This window comes from Streptomyces sp. WI03-4A, from assembly GCF_033792105.1.
Classification (GTDB): Bacteria; Actinomycetota; Actinomycetes; order Streptomycetales; family Streptomycetaceae; genus Streptomyces; species Streptomyces collinus_A.
The window spans coordinates 25192-47752 of sequence record NZ_JARAUO010000005.1; the positions used below are offsets into that span (position 1 = coordinate 25192).

General features: G+C 73.2%; 18 protein-coding genes. 8 read left to right on the top strand and 10 right to left on the bottom strand.

Going from position 1 to position 22561, the window contains the following annotated elements; genetic code table 11:
• Positions 1–137 precede the first annotated feature (137 nt).
• The 3 genes from galE to idi all read left to right on the top strand — a co-directional run bounded on the left by galE (position 138) and on the right by idi (position 3005).
• Positions 138–1109 carry a UDP-glucose 4-epimerase GalE gene (gene galE, locus PV343_RS07860; protein WP_319146061.1) on the top strand — a complete coding sequence of 324 codons (972 nt, stop codon included), beginning with the start codon at positions 138–140 and terminating at the stop codon, positions 1107–1109.
• A gap of 134 nt (positions 1110–1243) precedes the next feature.
• Positions 1244–2185 (top strand): cation diffusion facilitator family transporter, encoded by a 942-nt coding sequence (locus PV343_RS07865; RefSeq protein ID WP_319146062.1) that lies wholly within the window; start codon positions 1244–1246, stop codon positions 2183–2185.
• A gap of 226 nt (positions 2186–2411) precedes the next feature.
• Positions 2412–3005 carry an isopentenyl-diphosphate Delta-isomerase gene (idi, locus tag PV343_RS07870; protein ID WP_317446476.1) on the top strand — a complete coding sequence of 198 codons (594 nt, stop codon included), beginning with the start codon at positions 2412–2414 and terminating at the stop codon, positions 3003–3005.
• Between the two features lie 54 nt (positions 3006–3059).
• Here the strand turns inward: idi and PV343_RS07875 are convergent, their stop codons facing one another.
• Positions 3060–3554: an ATP-binding protein gene (locus PV343_RS07875; RefSeq protein WP_319146280.1), complete on the bottom strand. Its 495-nt coding sequence runs from the start codon at positions 3552–3554 to the stop codon at positions 3060–3062.
• Between the two features lie 255 nt (positions 3555–3809).
• Between PV343_RS07875 and PV343_RS07880 the strand changes: the two genes are divergently transcribed.
• Entirely contained in the window at positions 3810–4553 is a 744-nt protein-coding gene (locus PV343_RS07880; protein ID WP_319146063.1) for an enoyl-CoA hydratase/isomerase family protein, read from the top strand.
• On the opposite strand, the gene PV343_RS07885 is transcribed toward PV343_RS07880, so the two are convergent.
• On the bottom strand, positions 4537–5181 hold the full coding sequence (locus PV343_RS07885) for a DJ-1/PfpI family protein (RefSeq protein ID WP_319146064.1): 645 nt from the start codon (positions 5179–5181) through the stop codon (positions 4537–4539). The two genes, PV343_RS07880 and PV343_RS07885, sit on opposite strands and share 17 nt — an antisense overlap.
• Positions 5182–5210: 29 nt before the next feature.
• The gene (locus PV343_RS07890; RefSeq protein WP_319146065.1) at positions 5211–6170 is read right to left on the bottom strand and encodes a GlxA family transcriptional regulator; all 960 of its coding nucleotides are present in this window, start codon (positions 6168–6170) and stop codon (positions 5211–5213) included.
• A 293-nt stretch (positions 6171–6463) separates the two neighbouring features.
• Here PV343_RS07890 and PV343_RS07895 point away from each other — a divergent pair, with 293 nt between their 5' ends.
• Complete coding sequence (locus tag PV343_RS07895; protein ID WP_319146066.1) at positions 6464–8899, top strand: Tex family protein; 2436 nt, start codon at positions 6464–6466, stop codon at positions 8897–8899.
• A 109-nt stretch (positions 8900–9008) separates the two neighbouring features.
• Here PV343_RS07895 and PV343_RS07900 read toward each other — a convergent pair whose 3' ends face one another.
• Together PV343_RS07900 and PV343_RS07905 are read right to left on the bottom strand one after the other, a co-directional pair.
• Complete coding sequence (locus PV343_RS07900) at positions 9009–10649, bottom strand: ABC-F family ATP-binding cassette domain-containing protein (RefSeq protein WP_319146067.1); 1641 nt, start codon at positions 10647–10649, stop codon at positions 9009–9011.
• 61 nt (positions 10650–10710) lie between these two features.
• Entirely contained in the window at positions 10711–11742 is a 1032-nt protein-coding gene (locus PV343_RS07905; RefSeq protein ID WP_319146068.1) for an oxidoreductase, read from the bottom strand.
• Between the two features lie 90 nt (positions 11743–11832).
• On the opposite strand from PV343_RS07905, the gene PV343_RS07910 reads away from it, so the two are divergent.
• Positions 11833–12741 (top strand): FAD-dependent oxidoreductase, encoded by a 909-nt coding sequence (locus PV343_RS07910; RefSeq protein ID WP_415923470.1) that lies wholly within the window; start codon positions 11833–11835, stop codon positions 12739–12741.
• Positions 12742–12830: 89 nt separating this feature from the next.
• On the opposite strand, the gene PV343_RS07915 is transcribed toward PV343_RS07910, so the two are convergent.
• Complete coding sequence (locus PV343_RS07915; protein WP_319146070.1) at positions 12831–14795, bottom strand: Xaa-Pro dipeptidyl-peptidase; 1965 nt, start codon at positions 14793–14795, stop codon at positions 12831–12833.
• Positions 14796–14978: 183 nt separating this feature from the next.
• On the opposite strand from PV343_RS07915, the gene PV343_RS07920 reads away from it, so the two are divergent.
• Positions 14979–16472 carry a M1 family metallopeptidase gene (locus tag PV343_RS07920; protein ID WP_319146071.1) on the top strand — a complete coding sequence of 498 codons (1494 nt, stop codon included), beginning with the start codon at positions 14979–14981 and terminating at the stop codon, positions 16470–16472.
• A 12-nt stretch (positions 16473–16484) separates the two neighbouring features.
• Here PV343_RS07920 and PV343_RS07925 read toward each other — a convergent pair whose 3' ends face one another.
• The 3 genes from PV343_RS07925 to PV343_RS07935 all read right to left on the bottom strand — a co-directional run bounded on the left by PV343_RS07925 (position 16485) and on the right by PV343_RS07935 (position 19438).
• Complete coding sequence (locus tag PV343_RS07925) at positions 16485–17402, bottom strand: PfkB family carbohydrate kinase (protein ID WP_319146072.1); 918 nt, start codon at positions 17400–17402, stop codon at positions 16485–16487.
• Positions 17399–17887, bottom strand: coding sequence for a macro domain-containing protein (locus tag PV343_RS07930; protein ID WP_319146281.1), 489 nt, complete (start codon positions 17885–17887; stop codon positions 17399–17401). Before PV343_RS07930 ends, PV343_RS07925 begins: the two co-directional genes overlap by 4 nt.
• A 75-nt stretch (positions 17888–17962) precedes the next feature.
• Positions 17963–19438, bottom strand: a complete 1476-nt coding sequence (locus PV343_RS07935; RefSeq protein WP_319146073.1) for an amino acid permease — start codon at positions 19436–19438, stop codon at positions 17963–17965.
• Between the two features lie 233 nt (positions 19439–19671).
• On the opposite strand from PV343_RS07935, the gene PV343_RS07940 reads away from it, so the two are divergent.
• Positions 19672–20379 (top strand): MerR family transcriptional regulator, encoded by a 708-nt coding sequence (locus tag PV343_RS07940; RefSeq protein ID WP_319146074.1) that lies wholly within the window; start codon positions 19672–19674, stop codon positions 20377–20379.
• Here PV343_RS07940 and PV343_RS07945 read toward each other — a convergent pair.
• Positions 20365–22548 carry a 3-hydroxyacyl-CoA dehydrogenase NAD-binding domain-containing protein gene (locus PV343_RS07945; RefSeq protein WP_319146075.1) on the bottom strand — a complete coding sequence of 728 codons (2184 nt, stop codon included), beginning with the start codon at positions 22546–22548 and terminating at the stop codon, positions 20365–20367. The genes PV343_RS07940 and PV343_RS07945 overlap by 15 nt on opposite strands.
• Positions 22549–22561 lie beyond the last annotated feature (13 nt).

Below are 22561 nucleotides of genomic sequence, written 5' to 3' on the forward strand. Positions count from 1 at the left end.
TCTGTCCCGGCCTTTGCCGCGATCATCATCGGGGATCGCGGGCCGCCCGACAAACCGCGGGCGCGAACCGCCCCCGCAGACCCGGGCATCCCCGGGCATGCGGGACAGCGGGAGGGCTCCGCATAGGGTGGGCGACCATGACGTGGCTGATCACCGGCGGAGCCGGATACATCGGGGCGCACGTGGCGCGGGTCATGGCGGGCGCCGGGGAGAGCGTCGTGGCGCTGGACGACCTGTCGGCCGCCGTGCCCGCGCGGCTCCCGGCGGACGTCCCGCTGGTCCGGGGCTCGACGCTCGACGGTGACCTGCTGGAGCGGGTCGTCGCGGAGCACGGCGTGACCGGTGTGGTCCATCTCGCGGCGCGCAAGCAGGTCGCCGAGTCCGTGGCCGAGCCCACCCGCTATTACCGGGAGAACGTGGGCGGTCTCGCCACGCTCCTGGACGCGGTGGCCGGGGCGGGCGTGCGCCGGCTGGTGTTCTCCTCGTCGGCGGCCGTGTACGGCAACCCGGACGCCGTCCTGATCACCGAGGACACCCCGTGCGCGCCGGTGAACCCCTACGGCGAGACCAAGCTGGCCGGCGAGTGGCTGGTGCGGGCGGCGGGGGCGGCCCACGGCATCTCCACGGTGTGCCTGCGCTACTTCAACGTGGCGGGCGCGGCCGCGCCGGAGCTGGCCGACACGGGGGTGTTCAACATCGTGCCGATGGTCTTCGACCGGCTCACCCGGGGCGAGGCCCCGCGGATCTTCGGGGACGACTACCCGACCCCGGACGGCACCTGTGTCCGGGACTACATCCATGTCGCCGACCTGGCCGAGGCCCATCTCGCGGCGGCCCGGCGGCTCGACGCCGGCGACGTCACGGGGGACCTCACCCTGAACATCGGGCGCGGCGAGGGCGTCTCCGTGCGCGAGCTGATCACGGTGATCGGCGAGGTGACCGGCGACCGGCGGCCGCCCCTGGTCGAGGCACGCCGTCCCGGGGACGCGCCGCGCGCGGTGGCGTCGGCCGAGCGGGCCGCCGAGGCGCTGGGCTGGCGGGCCCGGCGCGGGGTGCGGGAGATGGTGGCGTCGGCCTGGGAGGGCTGGCGGCTGCACCACGGCCTGTAGCGCCCCGGGCCCCTGACCAGCGGTTCGTTTCCGCAGGTCAGGCAGATGACAACGGTGTTCAGTGCCGCGTTGCCCGGTACCCCCCGCCCGTAGTTCACTGAAGCCCCGGGCGTGACACGGAAGGCGGTCTTCTCATGGGGGCAGGGCACGACCACGGGCACGCGCACACCCACGCGCCGCCCACCGGTACGGCCGCGGCCGCCTATCGCGGCCGGCTGCGCGTGGCGCTGGGCATCACGCTGACGATCATGGTGGTGGAGATCGTCGGCGGTCTCCTCGCGGACTCGCTGGCGCTGATCGCGGACGCCGCCCACATGGCGACCGACGCGGTGGGGCTGTGCATGGCGCTGCTGGCCATCCACTTCGCGAACCGCCCGCCGACCACCAACCGGACCTTCGGCTTCGCGCGCGCCGAGATCCTCGCCGCCCTGGCCAACTGCCTGCTGCTGCTGTGCGTCGGCGGGTACGTCCTGTTCGAGGCGGTGCAGCGGTTCGTCACGCCCGCGGACACCCGGGGCGGACTGATGATCGTGTTCGGTCTGGTGGGCCTCGTCGGGAACTCGGTCTCGCTCGTCCTGCTGATGCGCGGGCAGAAGGAGAGCCTGAACGTGCGCGGCGCCTTCCTGGAGGTGGCCGCGGACGCGCTCGGCTCGGTGGCGGTGCTGGTCTCGGCGACCGTGATCCTCACCACGGGCTGGCAGGCGGCGGACCCGATCGCCTCGCTCGCGATCGGGCTGATGATCGTGCCGAGGACCCTGAAGCTGCTGCGCGAGACGCTGGACGTGCTGCTGGAGGCGGCGCCGAAGGACGTCGACATGGCGGAGGTGCGGGCGCACATCCTGGCGCTGGACGGCGTGGAGGACGTGCACGACCTGCACGCCTGGACGATCACCTCGGGCATGCCGGTGGTCTCCGCGCACGTGGTGGTCAGCTCCGAGGTGCTGAACGCCATCGGCCACGAGAAGATGCTGCACGAGCTGCAGGGCTGCCTGGGCGGCCACTTCGACATGGAGCACTGCACCTTCCAGCTGGAGCCCGGCGGTCACGCGGAGCACGAGGCGCGGCTCTGCCACTGATCCCCGCCGCCCCTCCGCCCCCTCCGTCACCGGCCGCCGCTGACCCTGCGCACTGCTGTTCTACGCATCCCCGGGCGGTTCCGGGCGGCGGGCGCCGGGCACGATGACCTACCGGATCCCACTCGGCGGCCGCACCGCGCGGGACATGCGGACGTGCGGGGAAGTGCCGGGAGTGCCGGATTCGTACGGCAGACTTGGGGTGCGAAGACCGAGGCGAAGGATGGGTATGCCGATCACACCTGCCACCGAGACGCACAGCTCGTCGAACGGCACCGCAGAGGCGATTTTGCTGGAACTGGTCGACGAGAAGGGCGTGACGATCGGCACCGCGGAGAAGCTCTCCGCCCACCAGCCGCCGGGACAGCTGCACCGGGCGTTCTCCGTGTTCCTCTTCGACGAGCACGGCCGGCTGCTGCTCCAGCAGCGGGCGCTCGGCAAATACCACTCCCCCGGTGTGTGGTCCAACACCTGCTGCGGCCACCCCTACCCCGGTGAGGCGCCGTTCGCCGCCGCCGCCCGGCGGACCTACGAGGAGCTGGGCGTCTCGCCGTCGCTGCTGGCCGAGGCGGGCACGGTGCGCTACAACCACCCGGACCCGGAGTCCGGCCTGGTGGAGCAGGAGTTCAACCACCTGTTCGTCGGCCTGGTGCAGGCGCCGCTGGTGCCGGACGCGGACGAGGTCGGCGCGACCGCGTTCGTGACCGCGGCCGAGCTCGCGGAGCGGCACGCCAAGGACCCGTTCTCGGCGTGGTTCATGACGGTGCTGGACGCGGCCCGTCCGGCGATCAGGGAGCTGACGGGCCCGTCCGCGGGCTGGTAGGCGCTACGGCGGCCGTGGGGCTCGAGCGCTACGGCGGCACGGCGTGTCTGGACGCTACGGGAGCACGGCGGGCTTGAGCGGCAGGGCGGCCCAGATCACCTTGCCGCCGCTCGCCGTGTGCTCCACGTCGACCACCCCGCCCGCCTCCCTGGCCACCTCGCGGACCAGGAGCAGGCCCCGGCCGCCGGTCTGCCCGTGGTCGGCCTCCAGGGCGGTCGGGCGGTAGGGGTGGTTGTCCTCCACCGACACCCGCACCCACTCGGCGCCGACGGCCACCTCCACGGCCAGCATCGGCGACAGCAGCGCCGCGTGCCGGACCGCGTTCGTGACCAGTTCCGAGACGATCAGGAGCAGCCCGTGCACCAGGTCGTCGGAGACGGGCACGCCCTGACGCAGCAGCAGGTCCCGTACCGCGTGCCGGGCCTGCGGGACCGAGGCGTCCACCGCCGCCGCGGTGAACCGCCACACGCCCTCGTACGGCAAGGGATCCGGCGGCCGTTCGGCGCCCCCCGCTGGGCGCGGGCCTTCCCCGCGCCCGTGATTGTCCATGGTCCGGTCGCCACCCTCGCGCTCGATTGTCACCACACGTCGAGTGTTGGTAACGATCGGCTCCCCTCCGTATGACTGAACACAAGTCAGCGGGTATCGAACGGTTCTGACCGCCTGCGTATGACACGGTCAGTTGTGGGACTGTTCCTGTCCTCTCGACGCCGGTTCGCGAACTTTTCGGGTTGTACGCGTGTGGCCCTGGTCACCCCGACCCCGTCCGGGCCGCCCGCCCCGCCGGCCGATAGCATCCGCCGCATGGACCCCGAGCTGTCGCACCAGGTCACCGGCGCCGTCGCCACGGTCGTCATCCGGAATCCGGCCAAACGCAACGCCATGACCGCGGCGATGTGGCGGTCCCTGCCGCCGCTGCTGGCGGAGCTGGCGGCCGATCCCCGGGTGCGGGCACTGGTGCTGACCGGCGAGGGCGGGACCTTCTGCGCGGGGGCGGACATCTCCTCGCTGCGCGGCTCCGCCGCCGAGGCGCAGTCCCTGGCCGTGGCCGCCGAGGAGGCCCTCGCCGCGTTCCCCAAGCCGACCCTCGCCGCCGTGCGCGGTCACTGCGTGGGCGGTGGCGCGCAGCTCGCCGCCGCCTGCGACCTGCGGCTCGCGCGCGAGGACGCGCTGTTCGGGGTGACCCCGGCGCGGCTCGGGATCGTCTACCCGGCGTCCTCCACCCGCCGGCTGGTCTCCCTGGTGGGACCGGCCACCGCCAAGTACCTGCTGTTCACCGCCGAGCTGATCGACGCCGGACGGGCGCTGCGCACCGGACTGGTGGACGAGGTGCTGCCCGAGGACGAGCTGGACGGGCGGATCGCCGAGCTGACCGGGGTCCTCGTGGCACGCTCCCAGCTCACCCAGGCGGCCGCGAAGGAGTTCGTGAACGGCCGCACCGACCGGGACGCCCACTGGAGCGAGCAGGCGCGCGGCAGCGGCGACACCGCCGAGGGGGTCGCCGCGTTCCTGGAGCGCAGGCAGCCGCGGTTCAGCTGGACCGCGTGAGGACGAAGCGGCTGCGCGCCCGCAGCGCGTCGACGAGGTGCGCGGGGGCCTTGCGCGGGGATCCGGCGTCGTAGGGCGGCTGCGGGTCGTACTCGGTGGCGAGCTGGACGGTCCGGGCCACGTCGTCGCCCGCGATCCGGCCGAGCAGCGTCAGGCCCATGTCGATGCCGGCGGAGACGCCCGCGGCGGTGACGTACTTGCCGTCGACGACCACGCGCTCCTCGGCCGGCCGGGCGCCGAACCGTTCGAGCTGCTCGAGGGCGAGCCAGTGCGAGGTGGCCCGGCGGCCCTCCAGCAGCCCGGCGGCGGCGAGCAGCAGCGAGCCCGTGCACACCGACGCCGTCCAGGTGCTCGTGGCGTCGGCGGCGCGCAGCCAGTCGAGCAGCGGGCGGTGTTCCATCAGCGCGCTCTGGCCGGGGCCGCCCGGCACGACGACGACATCGGGGCGGGTCACCTCGGCCAGGGACCGGTCGGCGACGATCCCGAGGGCACCGGTGTCCGTGCGGACGGCGCCGGGGCGCTCGGCGACGAACACGGTCTCGGCGCCCGGGGCGCGGACGAGCATCTCGTAGGGTCCGACCGCGTCGAGCGCGGTGAACCCGTCGTAGACGACGACGGCGATCTGCATGGGACGTCCTTTCAGCGGGTGGGGGCGGGTCAGCGGGTGGGGGCGGGACGGAACCGGCGCCGGTACTCGGCCGGCGCGGTGCCCAGGGCCTTGACGAACGCGCGCCGCATGGCCTCGGGGGTGCCGTAGCCGCTGGCGCGGGAGACCTCCCCGACACCGTCCGCGGTGTCCTCCAGGAGCCGGCGGGCGTGCTCCAGGCGGACCCGGTCGACGTAGCGGCCGGGGGTCGTGCCGGTCTCCTCCCGGAAGGCCCGGGCGAAGTGGCGGGGCGAGAGCCGGGCGCGGGCGGCGAGCGACTCGACCGACAGGTCGCCGGCCGGGTGCTCGGTGATCCACCGCTGGATCTCGCGCAGGGGTTCGCGCCGCGCGGTCTGCGCGGCGAGCTGGGCGCTGAACTGGGCCTGGTTGCCGGGGCGGCGCAGGAACACCACCAGGTGCCGGGCGACGGCGAGCGCGACGTCCCGGTCCAGGTCCTCCTCCACCAGGGCGAGAGCGAGGTCGACACCGGCGGTGACGCCCGCCGAGGTGGCCACGTGCCCGTCCCGGACGTAGATCGGCTCGGGGTCCACGGTCACGGCCGGGTGGTCGCGGGCGAGCCGGTCGCAGTACGCCCAGTGGGTCGTCGCCCGGCGGCCGTCGAGCAGGCCGGCGGCGGCCAGCAGGATCGCGCCGGTGCACACCGAGACCAGACGGGGCGCGTCCGGGCCGTGCGTCCGCAGCCAGCCGGTCAGCCGGGGGTCGGGGTCGCGGGTGCCCCGGCCGCCGGGCACCAGCAGGGTGTGCGGCCGGGGCGCCCCGTCGAGCGCTCCGTCCGGTACGAGCATCAGGCCGCTGGAGGTGCGGACCGGGCCGCCGTCCGGAGAGGCGGTGTGGATCCGGTACGTCCCCGGCCTGTGCTGCTCGGCCCCGCCGAACACCTCCAGCGGGCCGGTGACGTCGAGGCTCTGCACGCCGTCGAAGAGGACGAACAGGAGGGTGCGCTGCGGCATGTCCCCGATTCTTCGCCGCTTCCGGCATGGCCGCAATGACGGGTTCCCCACCTTTTCTGCCATGCGGTATGCGGTATGCGGGATGCGGTGTACGGCATGCGGGATGCGGGATGCGGTGTACGGCATGCCGTACGCGGCCTGCCGTACGCGGCCTGCCGTACGCGGCCTGCGGTATGCGTCAGGTCCCGTCCCCGCGGGCCCGGCGCCCCGCCGGTGGCCGCCCTGATCCCCGGTCGTCGGTGTCACCTGCCACAATTGCCGCGCAACCTCAGTGGAGAAGGCGGTACGCGATCGTGACGACACCCGGATCCGTCGAAGCAGGATCCATCGAAGGCAGGATCGCCGGAGAACTCGGCGTACGGGAGCGGCAGGTGAAGGCCGCGGTGGAACTGCTCGACGGCGGTTCGACCGTGCCCTTCATCGCCCGCTACCGCAAGGAAGCGACCGAGATGCTCGACGACGCGCAGCTGCGCACGATCGAGGAGCGGCTGCGCTACCTGCGGGAGCTGGAGGAGCGGCGGACCGCGGTCCTTGAGTCGGTGCGCGAGCAGGGCAAGCTCACCGAGGAGCTGGAGGCCGCGATCCGCGGCGCGGAGACCAAGGCGCGCCTGGAGGACATCTACCTCCCGTACAAGCCCAAGCGGCGCACCAAGGCGCAGATCGCCCGGGAGGCGGGCCTGGAGCCGCTGGCGGACGGACTGCTGGGCGACCCGTCCGTCGAGCCGGCGGCCGCGGCCGCCGCGTTCGTGGACGCCGGCAAGGGCGTCGCCGACCCGCAGGCCGCCCTGGACGGCGCCCGGGCGATCCTCACCGAGCGGTTCTCGGAGGACGCCGACCTGATCGGCGAGCTGCGCGAGCGCATGTGGGTGCGCGGGCGGCTGGCGGCGAAGGTGCGGGAGGGCAAGGAGGAGGCGGGCGCCAAGTTCGCCGACTACTTCGACTTCGCGGAGCCGTTCACCGAGCTGCCCTCGCACCGGATCCTGGCGATGCTGCGCGGTGAGAAGGAGGAGGTCCTCGACCTCGTCCTGGAGCCGGAGGAGCCCACCGAGGGCCCGTCCTCCTACGAGGGGATCGTCGCCTCCAGGTTCGGCATCGCCGACCGGGGCCGCCCCGCCGACAAGTGGCTGAAGGACACGGTCCGCTGGGCCTGGCGCACCCGGCTCCTGGTCCACCTGGGCATCGACCTCAGGCTGCGGCTGCGGACGGCCGCCGAGGACGAGGCGGTGAACGTGTTCGCCGCGAACCTGCGCGACCTGCTGCTGGCCGCTCCGGCCGGCACCCGCGCGACCCTCGGCCTCGACCCCGGCTTCCGTACCGGCGTGAAGGTCGCCGTGGTCGACGCGACCGGCAAGGTCGTCGCCACGGACGTCATCCACCCCCACGTCCCGGCCAACAGGTGGGACGAGGCGCTCGCCAAGCTGGCGCGGCTGGCCGAGCGGCACGCGGTCGACCTGGTCGCGATCGGCAACGGCACGGCCTCCCGCGAGACGGACAAGCTCGCCGCCGAACTCATCGCCAAACACCCGGAGCTGAAGCTCACCAAGGTGATGGTGTCCGAGGCCGGCGCGTCCGTGTACTCGGCCTCGGAGTACGCCTCGCGGGAACTGCCGGACATGGACGTGTCGCTGCGCGGCGCCGTCTCCATCGCCCGCCGGCTCCAGGACCCGCTGGCCGAACTGGTGAAGATCGACCCGAAGTCCATCGGTGTCGGCCAGTACCAGCACGACCTGTCCGAGGTGAAGCTGTCCCGCTCGCTCGACGCGGTCGTCGAGGACTGTGTGAACGGCGTGGGCGTGGACGTCAACACCGCGTCCGTGCCGCTGCTCTCCCGGGTGTCGGGCATCTCGTCCGGTCTCGCCGAGAACATCGTCGCCCACCGGGACGCCAACGGCCCGTTCACGTCCCGCTCGGCGCTGAAGAAGGTGGCGCGGCTCGGCCCGAAGGCGTACGAGCAGTGCGCGGGCTTCCTCCGTATCCGCGGCGGCGACGACCCGCTGGACGCCTCCAGCGTGCACCCGGAGGCCTATCCGGTGGTGCGCCGCATGGTGAAGACCGCGGGCCAGGACGTCGCCTCGCTGATCGGCAACACCGGGGCGCTGCGCTCGCTCAGGCCCGCCGACTTCGTGGACGACACCTTCGGCCTGCCGACCGTCACCGACATCCTGAAGGAGCTGGAGAAGCCGGGCCGCGACCCGCGCCCCGCCTTCAAGACGGCCGCCTTCAAGGAGGGCGTGGAGAAGATCTCCGACCTGTCCTCCGGGATGGTCCTGGAGGGAGTGGTCACGAACGTGGCGGCCTTCGGCGCCTTCGTGGACATCGGCGTCCACCAGGACGGGCTGGTGCACGTCTCGGCGATGTCGAAGACGTTCGTCAAGGACCCGCGGGACGTGGCGAAGCCGGGCGACATCGTCAAGGTGAAGGTCCTCGACGTGGACATCCCGCGCAAGCGGATCGCGCTGACCCTGCGCCTGGACGACGAGGCCGCACCCCAGGGCCAGACCGGCGGCCGCCCGCAGCGCGGCACCACCGCCCGCCCGCCCCAGCAGCGCCAGGGCCAGAACCAGCGGCAGGGCCAGGGGCAAGGCCGGCGGCAGGGCCAGGACCAGGGCCAGCGGCAGGCACGCGGCGGCGACCGGGGCGGCCGCCAGGCCCCGGCACCGGCCAACAGCGCGATGGCGGACGCGCTGCGCCGAGCGGGGCTGCTGAACCCGAAGGACGGCCGGCGCTAGGCGAACCGGCAGCGGAGCGGCCGGCGGGGCACGTCCCCGCCGGCCCGCTCAGGGACCGCGCCGGCGCGGGCGCCGTCCGCCCGGCCGCGGTCAGCGGACCGGCCGGGGCCTAGCGTTCCGTCACCTTGCCGTCGGTCACGTCGAAGCGGCGGGTCACGCGGACCGCGTCGAGCATGCGGCGGTCGTGGGTGACCAGCAGGAGGGTGCCCTCGTAGGCGTCGAGGGCGGACTCCAGCTGCTCGATGGCGGGCAGGTCGAGGTGGTTGGTGGGCTCGTCGAGGACCAGCAGGTTCACTCCCCGGCCCTGGAGCAGTGCCAGGGCGGCGCGGGTCCGCTCGCCCGGTGACAGGGTCGCGGCCGGGCGCAGCACGTGGTCCTGCTTCAGGCCGAACTTGGCGAGCAGGGTGCGGACCTCGACCGGCTCGGTGTCGGGGACGGCGGCGCAGAACGCGTCGAGCAGCGCCTCCGGGCCGTGGAACAGCCCGCGGGCCTGGTCGACCTCGCCGACCAGGACGCCCGAACCCAGCGCCGCGTGCCCGGAGTCGAGCGGGACCCGGCCGAGCAGCGCGCCGAGCAGGGTCGACTTGCCCGCGCCGTTGGCGCCGGTGACCGCGACCCGGTCGGCCCAGTCGAGCTGCAGCGACACCGGTCCCAGGGTGAAGCCCTCGCGCCGGACCTCGGCGTCCCTGAGGGTCGCCACGACCGCGCCCGAGCGGGGAGCGGCCGCGATCTCCATGCGCAGTTCCCACTCCTTGCGCGGCTCCTCGACCACGTCGAGGCGCTCGATCATCCGCTGGGTCTGCCGGGCCTTGGCGGCCTGCTTCTCGCTGGCCTCGCTGCGGAACTTGCGGCCGATCTTGTCGTTGTCGTTGCCCGCTTTGCGCCGGGCGTTCTTCACGCCCTTGTCCATCCAGGACCGCTGCATCTGGGCACGGTCCTGGAGGGCGGCCCGTTTGTCGGCGTACTCCTCGAAATCCTCGCGGGCGTGCCTGCGGGCGACCTCGCGCTCCTCCAGGTAGCCCGCGTAGCCGCCGCCGTAGAGGTTGATCTGCCGCTGGGCGAGGTCGAGTTCGAGCACCTTGGTGACCGTGCGGGTGAGGAACTCGCGGTCGTGGCTGACGACCACCGTGCCCGCGCGCAGTCCGGTGACGAAGCGCTCCAGGCGCTCCAGGCCGTCCAGGTCGAGGTCGTTGGTGGGCTCGTCCAGGAGGAAGACGTCGTAGCGGGAGAGCAGAAGGGAGGCGAGGCCGGCGCGGGCCGCCTGGCCGCCGGACAGCGAGGTCATCGGCTGGTCCAGGTCGACGGCCAGGCCGAGGGAGTCGGCGACCTCCCCGGACCGCTCCTCCAGGTCGGCGCCGCCGAGGTCCAGCCAGCGCTCCAGGCCGGTCGCGTAGGCGTCGTCGGCGCCGGGGGCGCCGTCGACCAGCGCCTGGGTGGCCTCGTCCATCACCCGCTGGGCCTCGGCGACCCCGGTGCGGCGGGCCAGGAACTCCCGGATCGTCTCGCCCGGCCGGCGCTCCGGCTCCTGCGGCAGGTGGCCGACGGTCGCGGTCGGCGGGGACAGCCGCAGTTCGCCCTGCTCGGGCCGGGTCAGTCCGGCGAGCAGGCGCAGCAGGGTGGACTTGCCCGCGCCGTTGGCGCCGACCAGCCCGATCACGTCGCCGGGCGCGACGACGAGGTCGAGCCCGGAGAAGAGGGAGCGGTCGCCGTGCCCGGCGGCGAGGTTCTTGGCGACGAGGGTGGCAGTCATCAGGATGCCGATCCTAGTGTCCCGGGCGGGCGGCGCTCCGCGGGTGCCCGGGCCCGTCTCGCTATCGGCTCTCCACGGGCCGCACCAGCACGCCGCCAGACGTCCGGGCCACCAGGTACGACTCCCCCTTCACCGCCCGGGGGTCCAGCGGGATGCGGTGGTGGCCCGGCTCCAGGACGCCGTCGAAGACCTCGTGGGTGTGGGTGCGTGACAGGCGGTCCAGGCGGTAGGCCGTGACGCGGACCCGGCACGGCGAGGTCACGTCCACGCCGGCCACGCCGCCCGCGGTGACCAGACCGGTCAGCCGGCGCCGCGCGAGCGGGCTGCGGTCCAGGGCGTGCTCGATCTGCGCGACGAGCAGCGGGACGATCGGGGCGAGGCCGTCCACCTGGGCGACCTCCACCCCGGCCCGCTCGAACGCCGCGCACACGGCGGCCCGTTCGGCCTCGCCGACCGCGCGCCCGAAGGCCACGGCGCCGTAGCCGCGCAGCTCCTCAGCCGGGACGCCGCGGGCGTCCTGGACGATGTCGGCGCCCACGCCGATGGCGCGCAACGCGGCGGCGAGCCGGGCGAGGACGGCCACCCGGGCGCCGATCAGCAGCACCCGGCGGCGGGGCGCGGGCGGGGCGCCGGCGTCCTCGATCAGCGCGGCGAGGGCGGCGCGGTAGCCGGGGCCGTCGAAGCGGAACGGCCCTATGCCGTGGTAGCCGTTGCGTTCCAGGTCGACGTGCTCGTCGGTCTGCCAGGCGAAGTCGCGCCAGACGTAGTCGTCGCCGTCCCGCTCGATGACGGCGGTGACCGCGCCGCAGCCGAGGTCCGCGCACTCGGGGCAGCCGTAGATCACGAACCGGCCGTCCGGGAGCGGCGCGTCGGCCTCGAGCAGCAGGCCGCGCACCTCGGCGGTGAAGATGGCGGGCGGGACGTCGGAGGCGAGCGGAGAGACGGCGTCCAGGTCGGAGAGCTGGAAGAGCAGCGGGCGCCCGTCCACGACGAAGTCCACGAAGTCACGGTGGACCTGGTAGCCACCGTCGGCGAGGACACCGCCGGCGCGTGTCGCCGGCGCCAGGCCGAAGGTCGCGTATGCGGCAGACATGTGGTGAGTATCCCCACACCGGGACGGGTGTGAGCGCTGCATGACATATTCCGTTAGCGTCCTCGCGTGGAGCGCGAGTCGAGTGACGAAGTGATCGTGGTCGGGAGCGGGGTCGCCGGGCTGACCACGGCCGTGGTGCTGGCCGAGTCGGGCCGCCGGGTGTCGGTGTGGGCCCGGGAGCCCGCCGAGCGCACCACCTCGGCGGTCGCCGGCGGGCTGTGGTGGCCGTACCGGATCGAGCCCGAGCCGCTGGTCGGCGCGTGGGCGCTGGAGACCCTCCGGGTGTACGAGGAACTGGCGGACCGCTCGGCGGAGACGGGCGTACGCCTGGTCGAGGGCGTACACCGGGGAGCCCGGCTGGACGAGCTGGGTGCGTGGGCGGGCCGGGTGCCGGGGCTGCGCGCGGTCACCGACGGGCTCGCGGCGCGGCTGCCATTGATCGACATGCCGGCGCATCTGGCGTGGCTGCGGGGGCGGTTGGCCGAGGCGGGCGGCACGGTGCGGGAGCGGGAGGTCACGGACCTGACCGCCGTCCCGGCCGGTGCGGTGGTCAACTGCACCGGTCTGGGGGCCCGTTCACTGGTGCCGGACCCGGCGGTGCGTCCGGTGCGCGGGCAGCTGGTCCTGGTGGAGAACCCGGGGATCACGACCTGGTTCACGTCCGTCGACCACGCCTCGGACGCCTCGACCTACTTCTTCCCGCAGCCGGCCGGACTGGTCCTCGGCGGTACGGCGGAGGAGGACGCCTGGTCCCCGGAGCCGGACCCGGCGACCGCCGCCGCGATCGTCGAGCGGTGCGCGGCGGTCCGGCCGGAGATCGCCGGGGCGCGGATCCTGGCACACCGGGTCGGCCTCAGACCCGCCCGCGACGCGGTACGCCTGGAACGCGGGCCCCTGCCGGACGGCCGGACCCTGGTGCACAACTACGGCCACGGCGGCGCCGGAGTCACGGTGGCCTGGGGCTGCGCCCGGGAGGCGGCGGCCCTGGCGACACGGTGAGCCGCCCCGGGCCCGCCGGGGGTTGAGCGAGTGGTCCCGTGCGGGGCGGACGGCCCGGTGAGGGCCGCCCGCCCGGCAGGCTCCGGAACTCAGCTCGCCGGAAGACGGCGGCCGGAGGGCGTCGCGCGTACGCCGTCCAGCGGCCGCGGGGCGGGAGCGGCCGAGGTGGCGCCCGGGACCGCCGACGTGAACGCCGGGGCTCCGCCGACCAGCGGGAGGCGGGCCGTCGTGCGGGAGAGGTCCAGGGTGAGGGTCGGGCGGGTGGCCGGCGGGTCGATCAGGTCCTTGTCCGTGCCGGCGACGATCAGCGCGAGCCGGTGGCCCTCGGGGACCACGTGGTCGGTGGCCGCGAGGTCGAGGGTCATGGTGTAGGCCCGGCCCGGGGTGAGCGGGACGCCCTTGCTCAGCGAGGCGTGGTGGCCGAGGTCGGCCCAGCCGCGGCTGAACACGGTGTAGTCGACGTGGACCGTCTTCGCCCGGGTCTCCTTGTAGCAGGCGCTGTCCCCTGCCGTGCTCCGTCCCCAGCAGGTGCGGTCGGTGAGCGTGGTGATGCCCTCGCCGCCGTCGGCGTAGTCGCGGACGGTGTCCGGGCCGACGTCCACCAGCACGGCGGACAGGTGGGCCGAGGAGGTGGTCGGGGTGACGGTCAGGGTCACCCGCGAGGAGCCGGACAGGCGCAGGGCGCGGGTGAGGGGCGGGGTGACGAAGCCGGCCTTCTCGGGCGTGGACGTGGTGAGACGGGCGGCCCAGTCGGTCTCGCTCAGCTCGGGGTCGTCGGTGAGGGTCTCGGTGCCGGTGGCCCGGCCGAGGCCCAGGTTGCCGACGCCGGGAGTGGTGCCGGGGGCCGGGTGGAGGGTGGTGGCCCGGGTGCCGTGCGGCGGCCAGACCCCGGTGGTGACCCACTGGTCGGGGTGGCGTTCGACGTCGGCCATCGGCTCGCGGTCGATGCCGTTGTCGTAGCCGAGGAGTTCGTGGTCGAACCAGCGGTGCAGGGTGTCGACCCAGGCGCCGCGCCGGTAGTCGAAGGGGTCGACGTGGCCGGTCTGGGAGAGCCAGATCTTGCGCTTCACGCCGTGCTTCGCGAGGGCGTCCCACCACTGCCCGAAGTGCTTGGTCCGCACGTTCAGGTCCTGCATGCCGTGCACGAGGAACACGCTGGCCCGCACCTTGGCGGCGTCCGGGACGTAGTTCCGCCCGGTCCACAGCGGGGTCCAGTCGCCGCTGCGCGGGCTGCCGTCGGCGAGCCGCTTCCGCACGGCCCCGCAGTGCGCCCGGGCGGTGTCGCTCTCGACGTAGCCGGCCAGTTCGTCGGGGCCGCCGTCGTACAGCGGGGCGCCTTGCGCGAAGTAGTAGTCGTACCAGGAGGAGATGGCGCTGACCGGGACGACGGTCTTCAGGCCCCGGACGCCGGTGGCCGCGACGCCGTTGGCGACGGTGCCGTCCCAGCTCTTGCCGATCATGCCGGTCCGGCCGTTGGTCCAGGTGGCCTTGACGGTCCTCGTGCCGGTCCGGGTGGTGTACGCCCTGGCGCGCCCGTTCAGCCAGTCGACGACGGCCTTGGCGGAGAGGACGTCGGACCGGCCGCCCACGTCCACGCAGCCGTCGGACCGGTCGGTGCCGGCGAGGTCGACACCGACGAAGGCGTAGCCGCGGGGTACGAAGAAATTGTCGTAGTAGAGCGGCATTCCGACGACGTGACCGTGCGTGTCGTACGTCTTGACCTGGCTCTCGTTGCCGCGCCCGCAGCAGGCGTAGTACGGGCTGGCGTCCATGATCACCGGTACCTTGCGGTACTCGCGGGCCGGTTCGGAGGGCCGGACGATGTCGGCGGCGACGCGGTCCTCGTGGCCGTCGCCGTCCTCGTCGAGTCCGGTGCCCACCCAGACCGACTCGCGGACGGCGTGCGCGTAGGAGTAGACGGGCCGGCTCTCACGGGGTGGCGCGGCCTGTGCGGCGACGGGGGTGAGGAAGGCGGCCAGCAGGGCGGTGACGGCCGCGGTCGCGAACGCTCTCCAGATCGTGAAGCGCGTGCGTATCGGCGTGCGTATCGGCATGCGCGGACGGTACTCCGGTCAACTCCCGTACAGAAGAGGGCTTTACGGCACCCGCGTTGCTCGTGACGGCTGAATGGCGATCGTGTGACGGCGGTGGTCATGGACAGGCCGGGGGCCACAGCGACTCAATAGGCTCCGAACAGACTCCGAACAGACTGCCTGTCCTGACGACTTGGAGCTGACGTGCACCGCAGAATCATCGCGCCGGGCGCACTCGCGGCGGCCTCCCTGCTGCTGGCGATCCCGGCATCGGCCGCGACCCCCTCCCCCGGCGCGCCGGGCATCGGCGACCCCTACTACCCGTACTACGGCAACGGCGGCTACGACGTCTCGCACTACGACCTGCGGCTGCGCTACCAGCCGAGGACGGACGAGCTGGAGGGCACGGCGACGATCCAGGCGCGGACCACGCAGGACCTGTCCAGCTTCGACCTGGACTTCCTGCTGGACGTGAGCGAGGTCCGGGTCAACGGCGTCAGGGCCGCGTTCACCCACTCCCAGCAGCACGAACTGGTCGTCACCCCGAAGACGCCGCTGGCCGAGGGGACCACGGCCACCGTCGTCGTCCGCTACAGCGGGGTGCCGTCGACGAAGAGCGCCTACGGCTTCACGGCCTGGCACCGCACCCCGGACGGCGCGGTGGCCGCCGACGAGCCCGAGTCCGCCTGGTGGTGGTTCCCGAGCAACGACCACCCCAGCGACAAGGCCACCTACGACGTGTCGGTGGCCGTGCCGGACGGCACCCAGGCGATCTCCAACGGCACCCTGCAGTCCACCGTCTCCAAGCTCGGCTGGACCCGCTACACCTGGCGGCAGAACAAGCCGCAGGCGACCTATCTGGCCACCCTCGCGCTGGGCAGGTTCGACATCACCACCGGCACCTCCGAGGGCGGGGTGCCGGTGATCAACGCCTACAGCAAGGACCTCGGCGACAACGACGGGGCCGCGCGGGCGAGCGTCGAGCGCACCGGGGAGATCGTCGACTGGCTGAGCGGCTACTTCGGGCCGTACCCGTTCGCCTCCGCGGGCGGTTACGTGCCGAACACCACCACCGGGTACGCGCTGGAGACCCAGACCCGCGTCTACTACAGCCCGAAGCAGTTCGCGAACGGCTCCAACACCTCGGTGGTCGTGCACGAGTTGGCCCACCAGTGGTACGGCGACGACGTGTCGCTCAAGCGCTGGAAGGACATCTGGATCAACGAGGGCTTCGCCAGGTACGCGCAGTGGCTGTGGTCCGAGCACGAGGGCGAGGGCACCACCCAGGAACTCGCCGACTACGTGTACGACTCGCACCCGGCCGGCGACGCGTTCTGGACCGTACGGCCCGGCGACCCGGGCCCGGACGGCCAGTTCGACATCGCCGTCTACGACCGGGGCGCGCTCGCCATCCAGGCCCTGCGCAACAAGGTCGGCGACAGGGCGTTCTTCGCCATTCTGAAGGGCTGGCCCCGCGACCACGCGTACGGCAACGCCTCGGTGGCCGACTTCCGCAGGTACGCCGAGCGGGTGTCCGGCAAGAGGCTGACCGCGCTGTTCGACACCTGGCTGTTCCAGCCGGTCAGGCCGGCCGCCTCGGCGGCTCGCGCCGCCGCGCTCGCGAAGGCGGGCGCGGCGGTGGCGCAGCCGCGGTCGTGGAAGCGGATCGCGGCGACCGACGACGTGCACGGCCGCTGACGCCCGGGCGGCTCACACCGCCGACCGGGCCGCCCCCGCCAGCAGCTCGTCCCGGCCCACCGCCTCCGCCCGGGTGGCCGGGACGGTGCAGGCGTACGCCCCGGCGACCGCGCCGAACCGGGCGCACCGCGCGGGCGGCTCACCGGTGAGGCGGCCGTAGAGGAACGCGGCGGCGAAGGCGTCGCCCGCGCCGTTGGAGTCGACCACCGGCGCGGGCGGCGGCACGGCCGGTATCCGGGTCAGCTCGCCGTCCGCCAGCAGGTGGGCGCCCTCGGCGCCCGCGGTGGCGACGACCACCTCGGCCCGGCCGCGCTCGACGATGCGGCGCATGGTCCGCTCGGGGTCGGGCAGCGCGGCGGCGGACAGGAAGACGACGTCCGCGGCGAGGGCGAACGGCTCGTGGTACGGGTTCTCGCCGTCCCAGTCGTGCAGGTCGGTCGAGAGAGGCACGCCCGTCCCGGCCAGCACGGGCAGGGCCTCGGCGCAGGGCTGCGTGATGGTGACGTGCACGTGCCGGCCGGCCCGGGCCAGGCCGCGCAGCAGCTCCTCAGGGAAGCGGTCGCCGGGGTGGGAGCGGCTGGTGTCGTACAGGGACAGCCGGCGGCCGTCCGGGCCGACGAGGTTGACCGCGCGCTTGGTCCCCGCGGGCTGCGGCAGGGCGGTCAGGCCGACGCCCCGCTCCCGGTGCAGGGCGCGGACGAGGTCGCCCTCCGGGTCGTCGCCGATCAGGTCGAGGTGGTGGGTGCGCAGGCCGAGTGCGGCCAGGCCCACCGAGACGAAGTCGCCGGTCTGGCCCGCGCGGGCGCGGATCCCAGAGTCGATCATGTAGCTGTCGGCGTACGGGAGCGGCAGCTCGGGGACGTACACGATGGTGTCGACCCCTGCTCCGCCCAGCACCAGTACGTCGTGGGCCCCTGCCCGTGCGGTCATCCCGCGCCCTCCCCGTGGTCGTAGACCGTCACCGCGACACCGCGCGCCACCAGCCGCTCCCTGACGAGCGGCTCGACGCGGGACCATCTGCCGCCCGCCAGACCGCAGCCTATGCGGGGCATGTGCACGGACGCGCCCCGTTCCGCCGCTTCACCGGCGAGCCGGCCGAGGGCGGCGTCGATCGCCTCGTACCGGACCGGGACGCCCTTGCTGCCGGTCCGGACGCCGCGCTGGCCGATCATGTTCGCGACCCACAGGCGCGGGCCGACCTCGACGAGCTGGACGGCGCCCAGCCCGAAGTCGTTCCCCGCGCGGCCGCGGTGCCAGGCGCGGTAGGCGGCCTCGGGCTCCGGCCAGCGCCGGGAGAGCGCGAGGACGAAGCCCTTGCCCCAGCCGCCGATGTCGTTGCAGACATGGGCGATGACCTTGGGCCCCTCGGCGAACGGGGCGGTGGCGTCACCCCGGAGGTACACGATCTCCGTGATCTCTGGCATGACGCCACCGTAGGCGGTGCCACTGACAGTGGCGGCGGGTCGCGGCGGCGGGCAGCCGCCGGGGGGTTACTTCGGGTCCGGGGACATCCGGGACAGTTCCTGGTCGGCGTTCTGGGAGACGCGGCGGCGTACCGCGAACCAGCCGGCGACCAGCATGACGGCGAGCACCGGGATGAGGAGCAGGGTCTTGCGGCCGACCTCCGGGTCGTTCCACATCATGCCGAGGCAGACCAGCAGGAACACGATCGTGGCGATCTCCGTGACCGGGCTGAACTTCAGCCGGAAGTCGGGCCGGGTCACCAGGCCCGCGCGGGCGCGGCGGACGAACAGCATGTGGCAGAGCATGATGATCACCCAGGTGCTGATGATGCCGAGGGAGGCGACGTTCAGCACGATCTCGAAGGCCTGGCTGGGCACGAGGTAGTTCAGGCCGACGCCGAGCACGCAGACCGCGCAGGTCAGCAGGATGCCGCCGTAGGGGACCTGGCTGCGGTTCATGCGGGCGGTGAACTTCGGCGCGGAACCGGCCATGGCCATGGAGCGCAGGATGCGGCCGGTGGAGTACAGGCCGGAGTTCAGCGAGGACATCGCGGCGGTCAGCACGACCAGGTTCATCACGTCACCGGCCGCCGGGACGCCGATCTTGGACAGCACCGTCACGAACGGGCTCTGGTCGGCGGAGTAGACCGAACCGGGCAGCAGCAGCGCGAGCAGCACGACCGAGCCGACGTAGAACAGGCCCACCCGCCACATGATCGAGTTCACCGCGCGCGGGACGACCTTCTCCGGCTCTGCGGTCTCGCCGGCGGCCACGCCGACGAGCTCCAGGGCGGCGTAGGCGAAGATCACGCCCTGCATGACCAGGACGACCGGCATCACGCCGTGCGGGAAGACGCCGCCGTGGTCGGTGATGACGCTCATGCCGGGGGTGTGGCCGCCGACCTTGTGCTGGGTGGCGAGCAGGAAAATGCTGATCAGCATGAAGCCGACGATGGTCGCGACCTTGATGATCGCGAACCAGAACTCCATCTCGCCGAAGATCTTCACCGAGATCAGGTTCACCGTGAGCACCACCGCGAGGGCGATCAGTGCCAGCACCCACTGCGGGATGGAGGTGAACATGCTCCAGTAGTGCGTGTAGAGCGCGATCGCGGTGATGTCGGCGATGCCGGTGGTCGACCAGTTCAGGAAGTACATCCAGCCGGCGACGTAGGCGCCCTTCTCGCCCAGGAACTCTCGGGCGTAGGACACGAAGGACCCGGAGGACGGGCGGTACAGGACCAGCTCGCCGAGGGCGCGGACCACGAAGAAGGCGAAGACGCCGCAGACGAGGTACGCCAGGGCGAGGGCGGGGCCGGCGTTGTGCAGCCGGCCGCCGGCGCCCAGGAGGAGTCCGGTACCGATGGCGCCGCCGATGGCGATCATGTTGACGTGGCGGGCCTTGAGGTCCTTGCTGTAGCCGGCGTCGCCCGCGTCCGCGGGGGTCCCGGCCGCCCGGGGATGAGCGGCGGCCTGTGCCGATTCCACGGCTTTGTTGCTCACGGGTGGTTCCACTTCCTGGTGCGCCCGGACCTCGTGGGCCCGGGGGTCGTGCAGGGCTCGGCCCGCACCACCTCTGGTGTGCGCGGCACAGACCAAGGCAGCACCTTCCCAGACAATTCCCAGGTCACGCGGTAATCGGAGTCACAGAGCGTCGCTTCTCACACGACCCGCACACGCCGCACACGCTTCACTCCGGGTGTCACAGCAGTGGTGAGACAGCGATACTGCTGCACATGACGACCGATGCCGGGGAGCCCACCCTCACGATCGACGAGCTGGCCGCGCGGACGGGCGTCACGGTCCGCACCGTCCGCTTCTACGGCAGCAAGGGCCTGCTCGAGCCGCCGGTGATCGGGCCGCGCCGGGTGGGCCACTACGGGCCGGGGCACGTGGCCCGGCTGGCCCTCATCGAGGAGCTGCGGCGGCAGGGCATGACCCTGGCCGCGATCGAGCGCTACCTGCGGCAGCTGCCGGCCGGCCTCAGCCCGGACGACCTGGCGATCCACCGGGCGGTGGTCGCGTCCTGGGCGCCGGAGGCCGTCGAGACGGTGTCCCGCGGGGAGCTCGACCGGCGGGCCGGACGGCCGCTGGGCGAGGAGGACGTGGAACGCCTCGCGGCGATGAACGCGGTGGAACCGGCGGACGACGGCACGTTCCGGGTGGACGCCGGGCTGCTCCGCCTCGGGGTCCGGCTCCTCGACGTGCCGCTGTCGCAGGAGAGCATCCTCGCGGCGCGCAAGGTGCTCATCGAGCACTCGCGCGCCGCGGCGCGCGAGCTGTCCCAGCTCTTCCGCGGCGAGGTGGCCGAGCGTGACACCCGGGACGTGAAGTCCCTGTCGGCGCACATGCACCCGCTGGTGGTGCAGGCGCTGCTCACCACGTTCCAGCGGTCGCTGCGGGAAGAGCTGGGCGAGTGGCTCACCGGGTCACGGACGGACTGAGTCGCCGAACGGCTCCCCCTTCTCCGCCTTCTCGACGAGCAGCGCGGGCGGCGTGAACCGGTCGCCGTAGGTCTCGGCCAGTTCGCGGGCGCGGGCGACGAAGCCGGCGGCCCCGCCCTCGTAGCCGTTGATGTACTGGAGCACGCCGCCGGTCCAGCCGGGGAAGCCGATGCCGAGGATCGAGCCGATGTTGGCGTCGGCGACGGAGGTCAGCACGCCCTCCTCCAGCAGGCGTACGGTGTCGAGCGCCTCGGCGAAGAGCATCCGCTCCTGCATGTCGCGGAACGGGATCCGGTGCCCGGGCCTGGTGAAGTGCTCGCGCAGGCCGGGCCACAGGTCGCCGCGCCTGCCGTCCTCCGCGTAGTCGTAGAAGCCGGCGCCTCCGCTGCGGCCGGTGCGGCCGAACTCGTCGACCAGGCGGTCGATGACCGCCTCCGCCGGGTGCGCGGTCCAGGTGCCGCCCGCCTCCTCCACGGCCCGCCTCGACTCGTTGCGGATCTTGCGCGGGAGGGTGAGGGTCAGCTCGTCCATCAGGGAGAGGACCTTGGCCGGGTAGCCGGCCTGGGCGGCGGCCTGCTCGACCGAGGCGGGCTCGATGCCCTCGCCGACCATGGCGACGCCCTCGTTGATGAAGTGGCCGATCACCCGGGAGGTGAAGAAGCCGCGCGAGTCGTTGACGACGATCGGGGTCTTGTTGATCTGCCGGACCAGGTCGAAGGCCCGGGCGAGGGCCTCGTCACCGGTCCGCTCGCCCTTGATGATCTCGACCAGCGGCATCTTGTCGACGGGCGAGAAGAAGTGCAGCCCGATGAAGTCGGCCTGGCGCTCCACGCCCTCGGCGAGCGCGGTGATGGGCAGCGTGGAGGTGTTGGAGCACAGCAGCGCGTCGGGCGCGACGACCGACTCGATCTCCTGGAACACCTTGTGCTTGAGCGCGGTGTCCTCGAAGACGGCCTCGATCACCGCGTCGCAGCCCGCGAGGTCGGCGGCGTCGGCGCTCGGGGTGATCCGGGCGAGGAGCGCGTCGGCCTTCTCCTGGCTGGTGCGGCCCCGGGAGACGGCCTTCGCGCACAGCTTCTCGGAGTAGCCCTTGCCCTTGAGGGCCGCCTCCAGGGAGACGTCCTTGAGGACGACCTCGATGCCCGCGCGGGCGCACGAGTAGGCGATGCCGGCGCCCATCATGCCGGCGCCGAGGACGGCGACCTTGCGGACCCGGCGGGGCTCGACGCCCTGGGGGCGGTTGGCGCCGGAGTTGACGGCCTGGAGGTCGAAGAAGAACGCCTGGATCATGTTCTTCGAGGTCTGCCCGGCGGCCAGCTCCACGAAGTAGCGGGCCTCGATGACCTGGGCGGTCTCGAAGTCGACCTGGGAGCCCTCGACGGCGGCGGCCAGGATGTTGCGCGGCGCCGGGTAGGGCGCGCCGCCCGTCTGCTTGCGCAGGGTGGCCGGGAAGGCGGGCAGGTTGGCGGCGAACTTGGGGTTGGCCGGGGTGCCGCCCGGGATCCGGTAGCCGGGCCTGTCCCAGGGCTGCTGGGACTCGGGGTTGGCGTCGATGAAGGCGCGGGCCTTGGCGAGCAGTTCCTCCGGGGTGCCGGCGACCTCGTGGACGAGGCCGTTCTCCTGGGCGCGGCGGGCGTTGTACTGCTGGCCCTGGAGGAGCACCTTGAGCAGGGCGTCGGCGATGCCCAGCAGGCGTACCGTGCGGACGACCCCGCCGCCGCCGGGGAGCAGGCCGAGGGTGACCTCGGGGCAGCCGATCTTCGTGCCGGAGGTGTCGAGGGCGACGCGGTGGTGGCAGGCGAGGGCCAGTTCGAAGCCGCCGCCGAGGGCCGCGCCGTTGATCGCGGCGACGACGGGCTTGCCGAGGGTCTCGATGCGGCGCAGGTTCCGCTTGATGGCGAGGCCGCCGTCGAACAGGTCCTGGGCGGTCTCGGGTGTGACGCGGATCAGGTCGCGCAGGTCGCCGCCCGCGAAGAAGGTCTTCTTCGCCGAGGTGAAGACGATGCCGCGGATCGAGTCCTTCTCGGCCTCCAGCCGGTCGGTGATCGCGGCGAGGGAGTCGCGGAACGCCTGGTTCATGGTGTTCGCGGACTGGTTCGGGTCGTCCAGGACGAGGGTGACGACCCCGGTGTCGTCCTGTTCCCAGCGGATGGTGGTGCTCTCGGTCATGACAGTCGTCTCC

What these genes read in the sequence shown, in the direction of transcription:
- galE (WP_319146061.1), top strand. Translation starts at nt 138, where the DNA reads ATGACGTGGCTGATCACCGGCGGAGCCGGATACATCGGGGCGCACGTG.
- PV343_RS07865 (WP_319146062.1), top strand. Translation starts at nt 1,244, where the DNA reads ATGGGGGCAGGGCACGACCACGGGCACGCGCACACCCACGCGCCGCCC.
- idi (WP_317446476.1), top strand. Translation starts at nt 2,412, where the DNA reads ATGCCGATCACACCTGCCACCGAGACGCACAGCTCGTCGAACGGCACC.
- PV343_RS07875 (WP_319146280.1), bottom strand. Translation starts at nt 3,554, where the DNA reads ATGGACAATCACGGGCGCGGGGAAGGCCCGCGCCCAGCGGGGGGCGCC.
- PV343_RS07880 (WP_319146063.1), top strand. Translation starts at nt 3,810, where the DNA reads ATGGACCCCGAGCTGTCGCACCAGGTCACCGGCGCCGTCGCCACGGTC.
- PV343_RS07885 (WP_319146064.1), bottom strand. Translation starts at nt 5,181, where the DNA reads ATGCAGATCGCCGTCGTCGTCTACGACGGGTTCACCGCGCTCGACGCG.
- PV343_RS07890 (WP_319146065.1), bottom strand. Translation starts at nt 6,170, where the DNA reads ATGCCGCAGCGCACCCTCCTGTTCGTCCTCTTCGACGGCGTGCAGAGC.
- PV343_RS07900 (WP_319146067.1), bottom strand. Translation starts at nt 10,649, where the DNA reads ATGACTGCCACCCTCGTCGCCAAGAACCTCGCCGCCGGGCACGGCGAC.
- PV343_RS07905 (WP_319146068.1), bottom strand. Translation starts at nt 11,742, where the DNA reads ATGTCTGCCGCATACGCGACCTTCGGCCTGGCGCCGGCGACACGCGCC.
- PV343_RS07915 (WP_319146070.1), bottom strand. Translation starts at nt 14,795, where the DNA reads ATGCCGATACGCACGCCGATACGCACGCGCTTCACGATCTGGAGAGCG.
- PV343_RS07925 (WP_319146072.1), bottom strand. Translation starts at nt 17,402, where the DNA reads ATGACCGCACGGGCAGGGGCCCACGACGTACTGGTGCTGGGCGGAGCA.
- PV343_RS07940 (WP_319146074.1), top strand. Translation starts at nt 19,672, where the DNA reads ATGACGACCGATGCCGGGGAGCCCACCCTCACGATCGACGAGCTGGCC.
- PV343_RS07945 (WP_319146075.1), bottom strand. Translation starts at nt 22,548, where the DNA reads ATGACCGAGAGCACCACCATCCGCTGGGAACAGGACGACACCGGGGTC.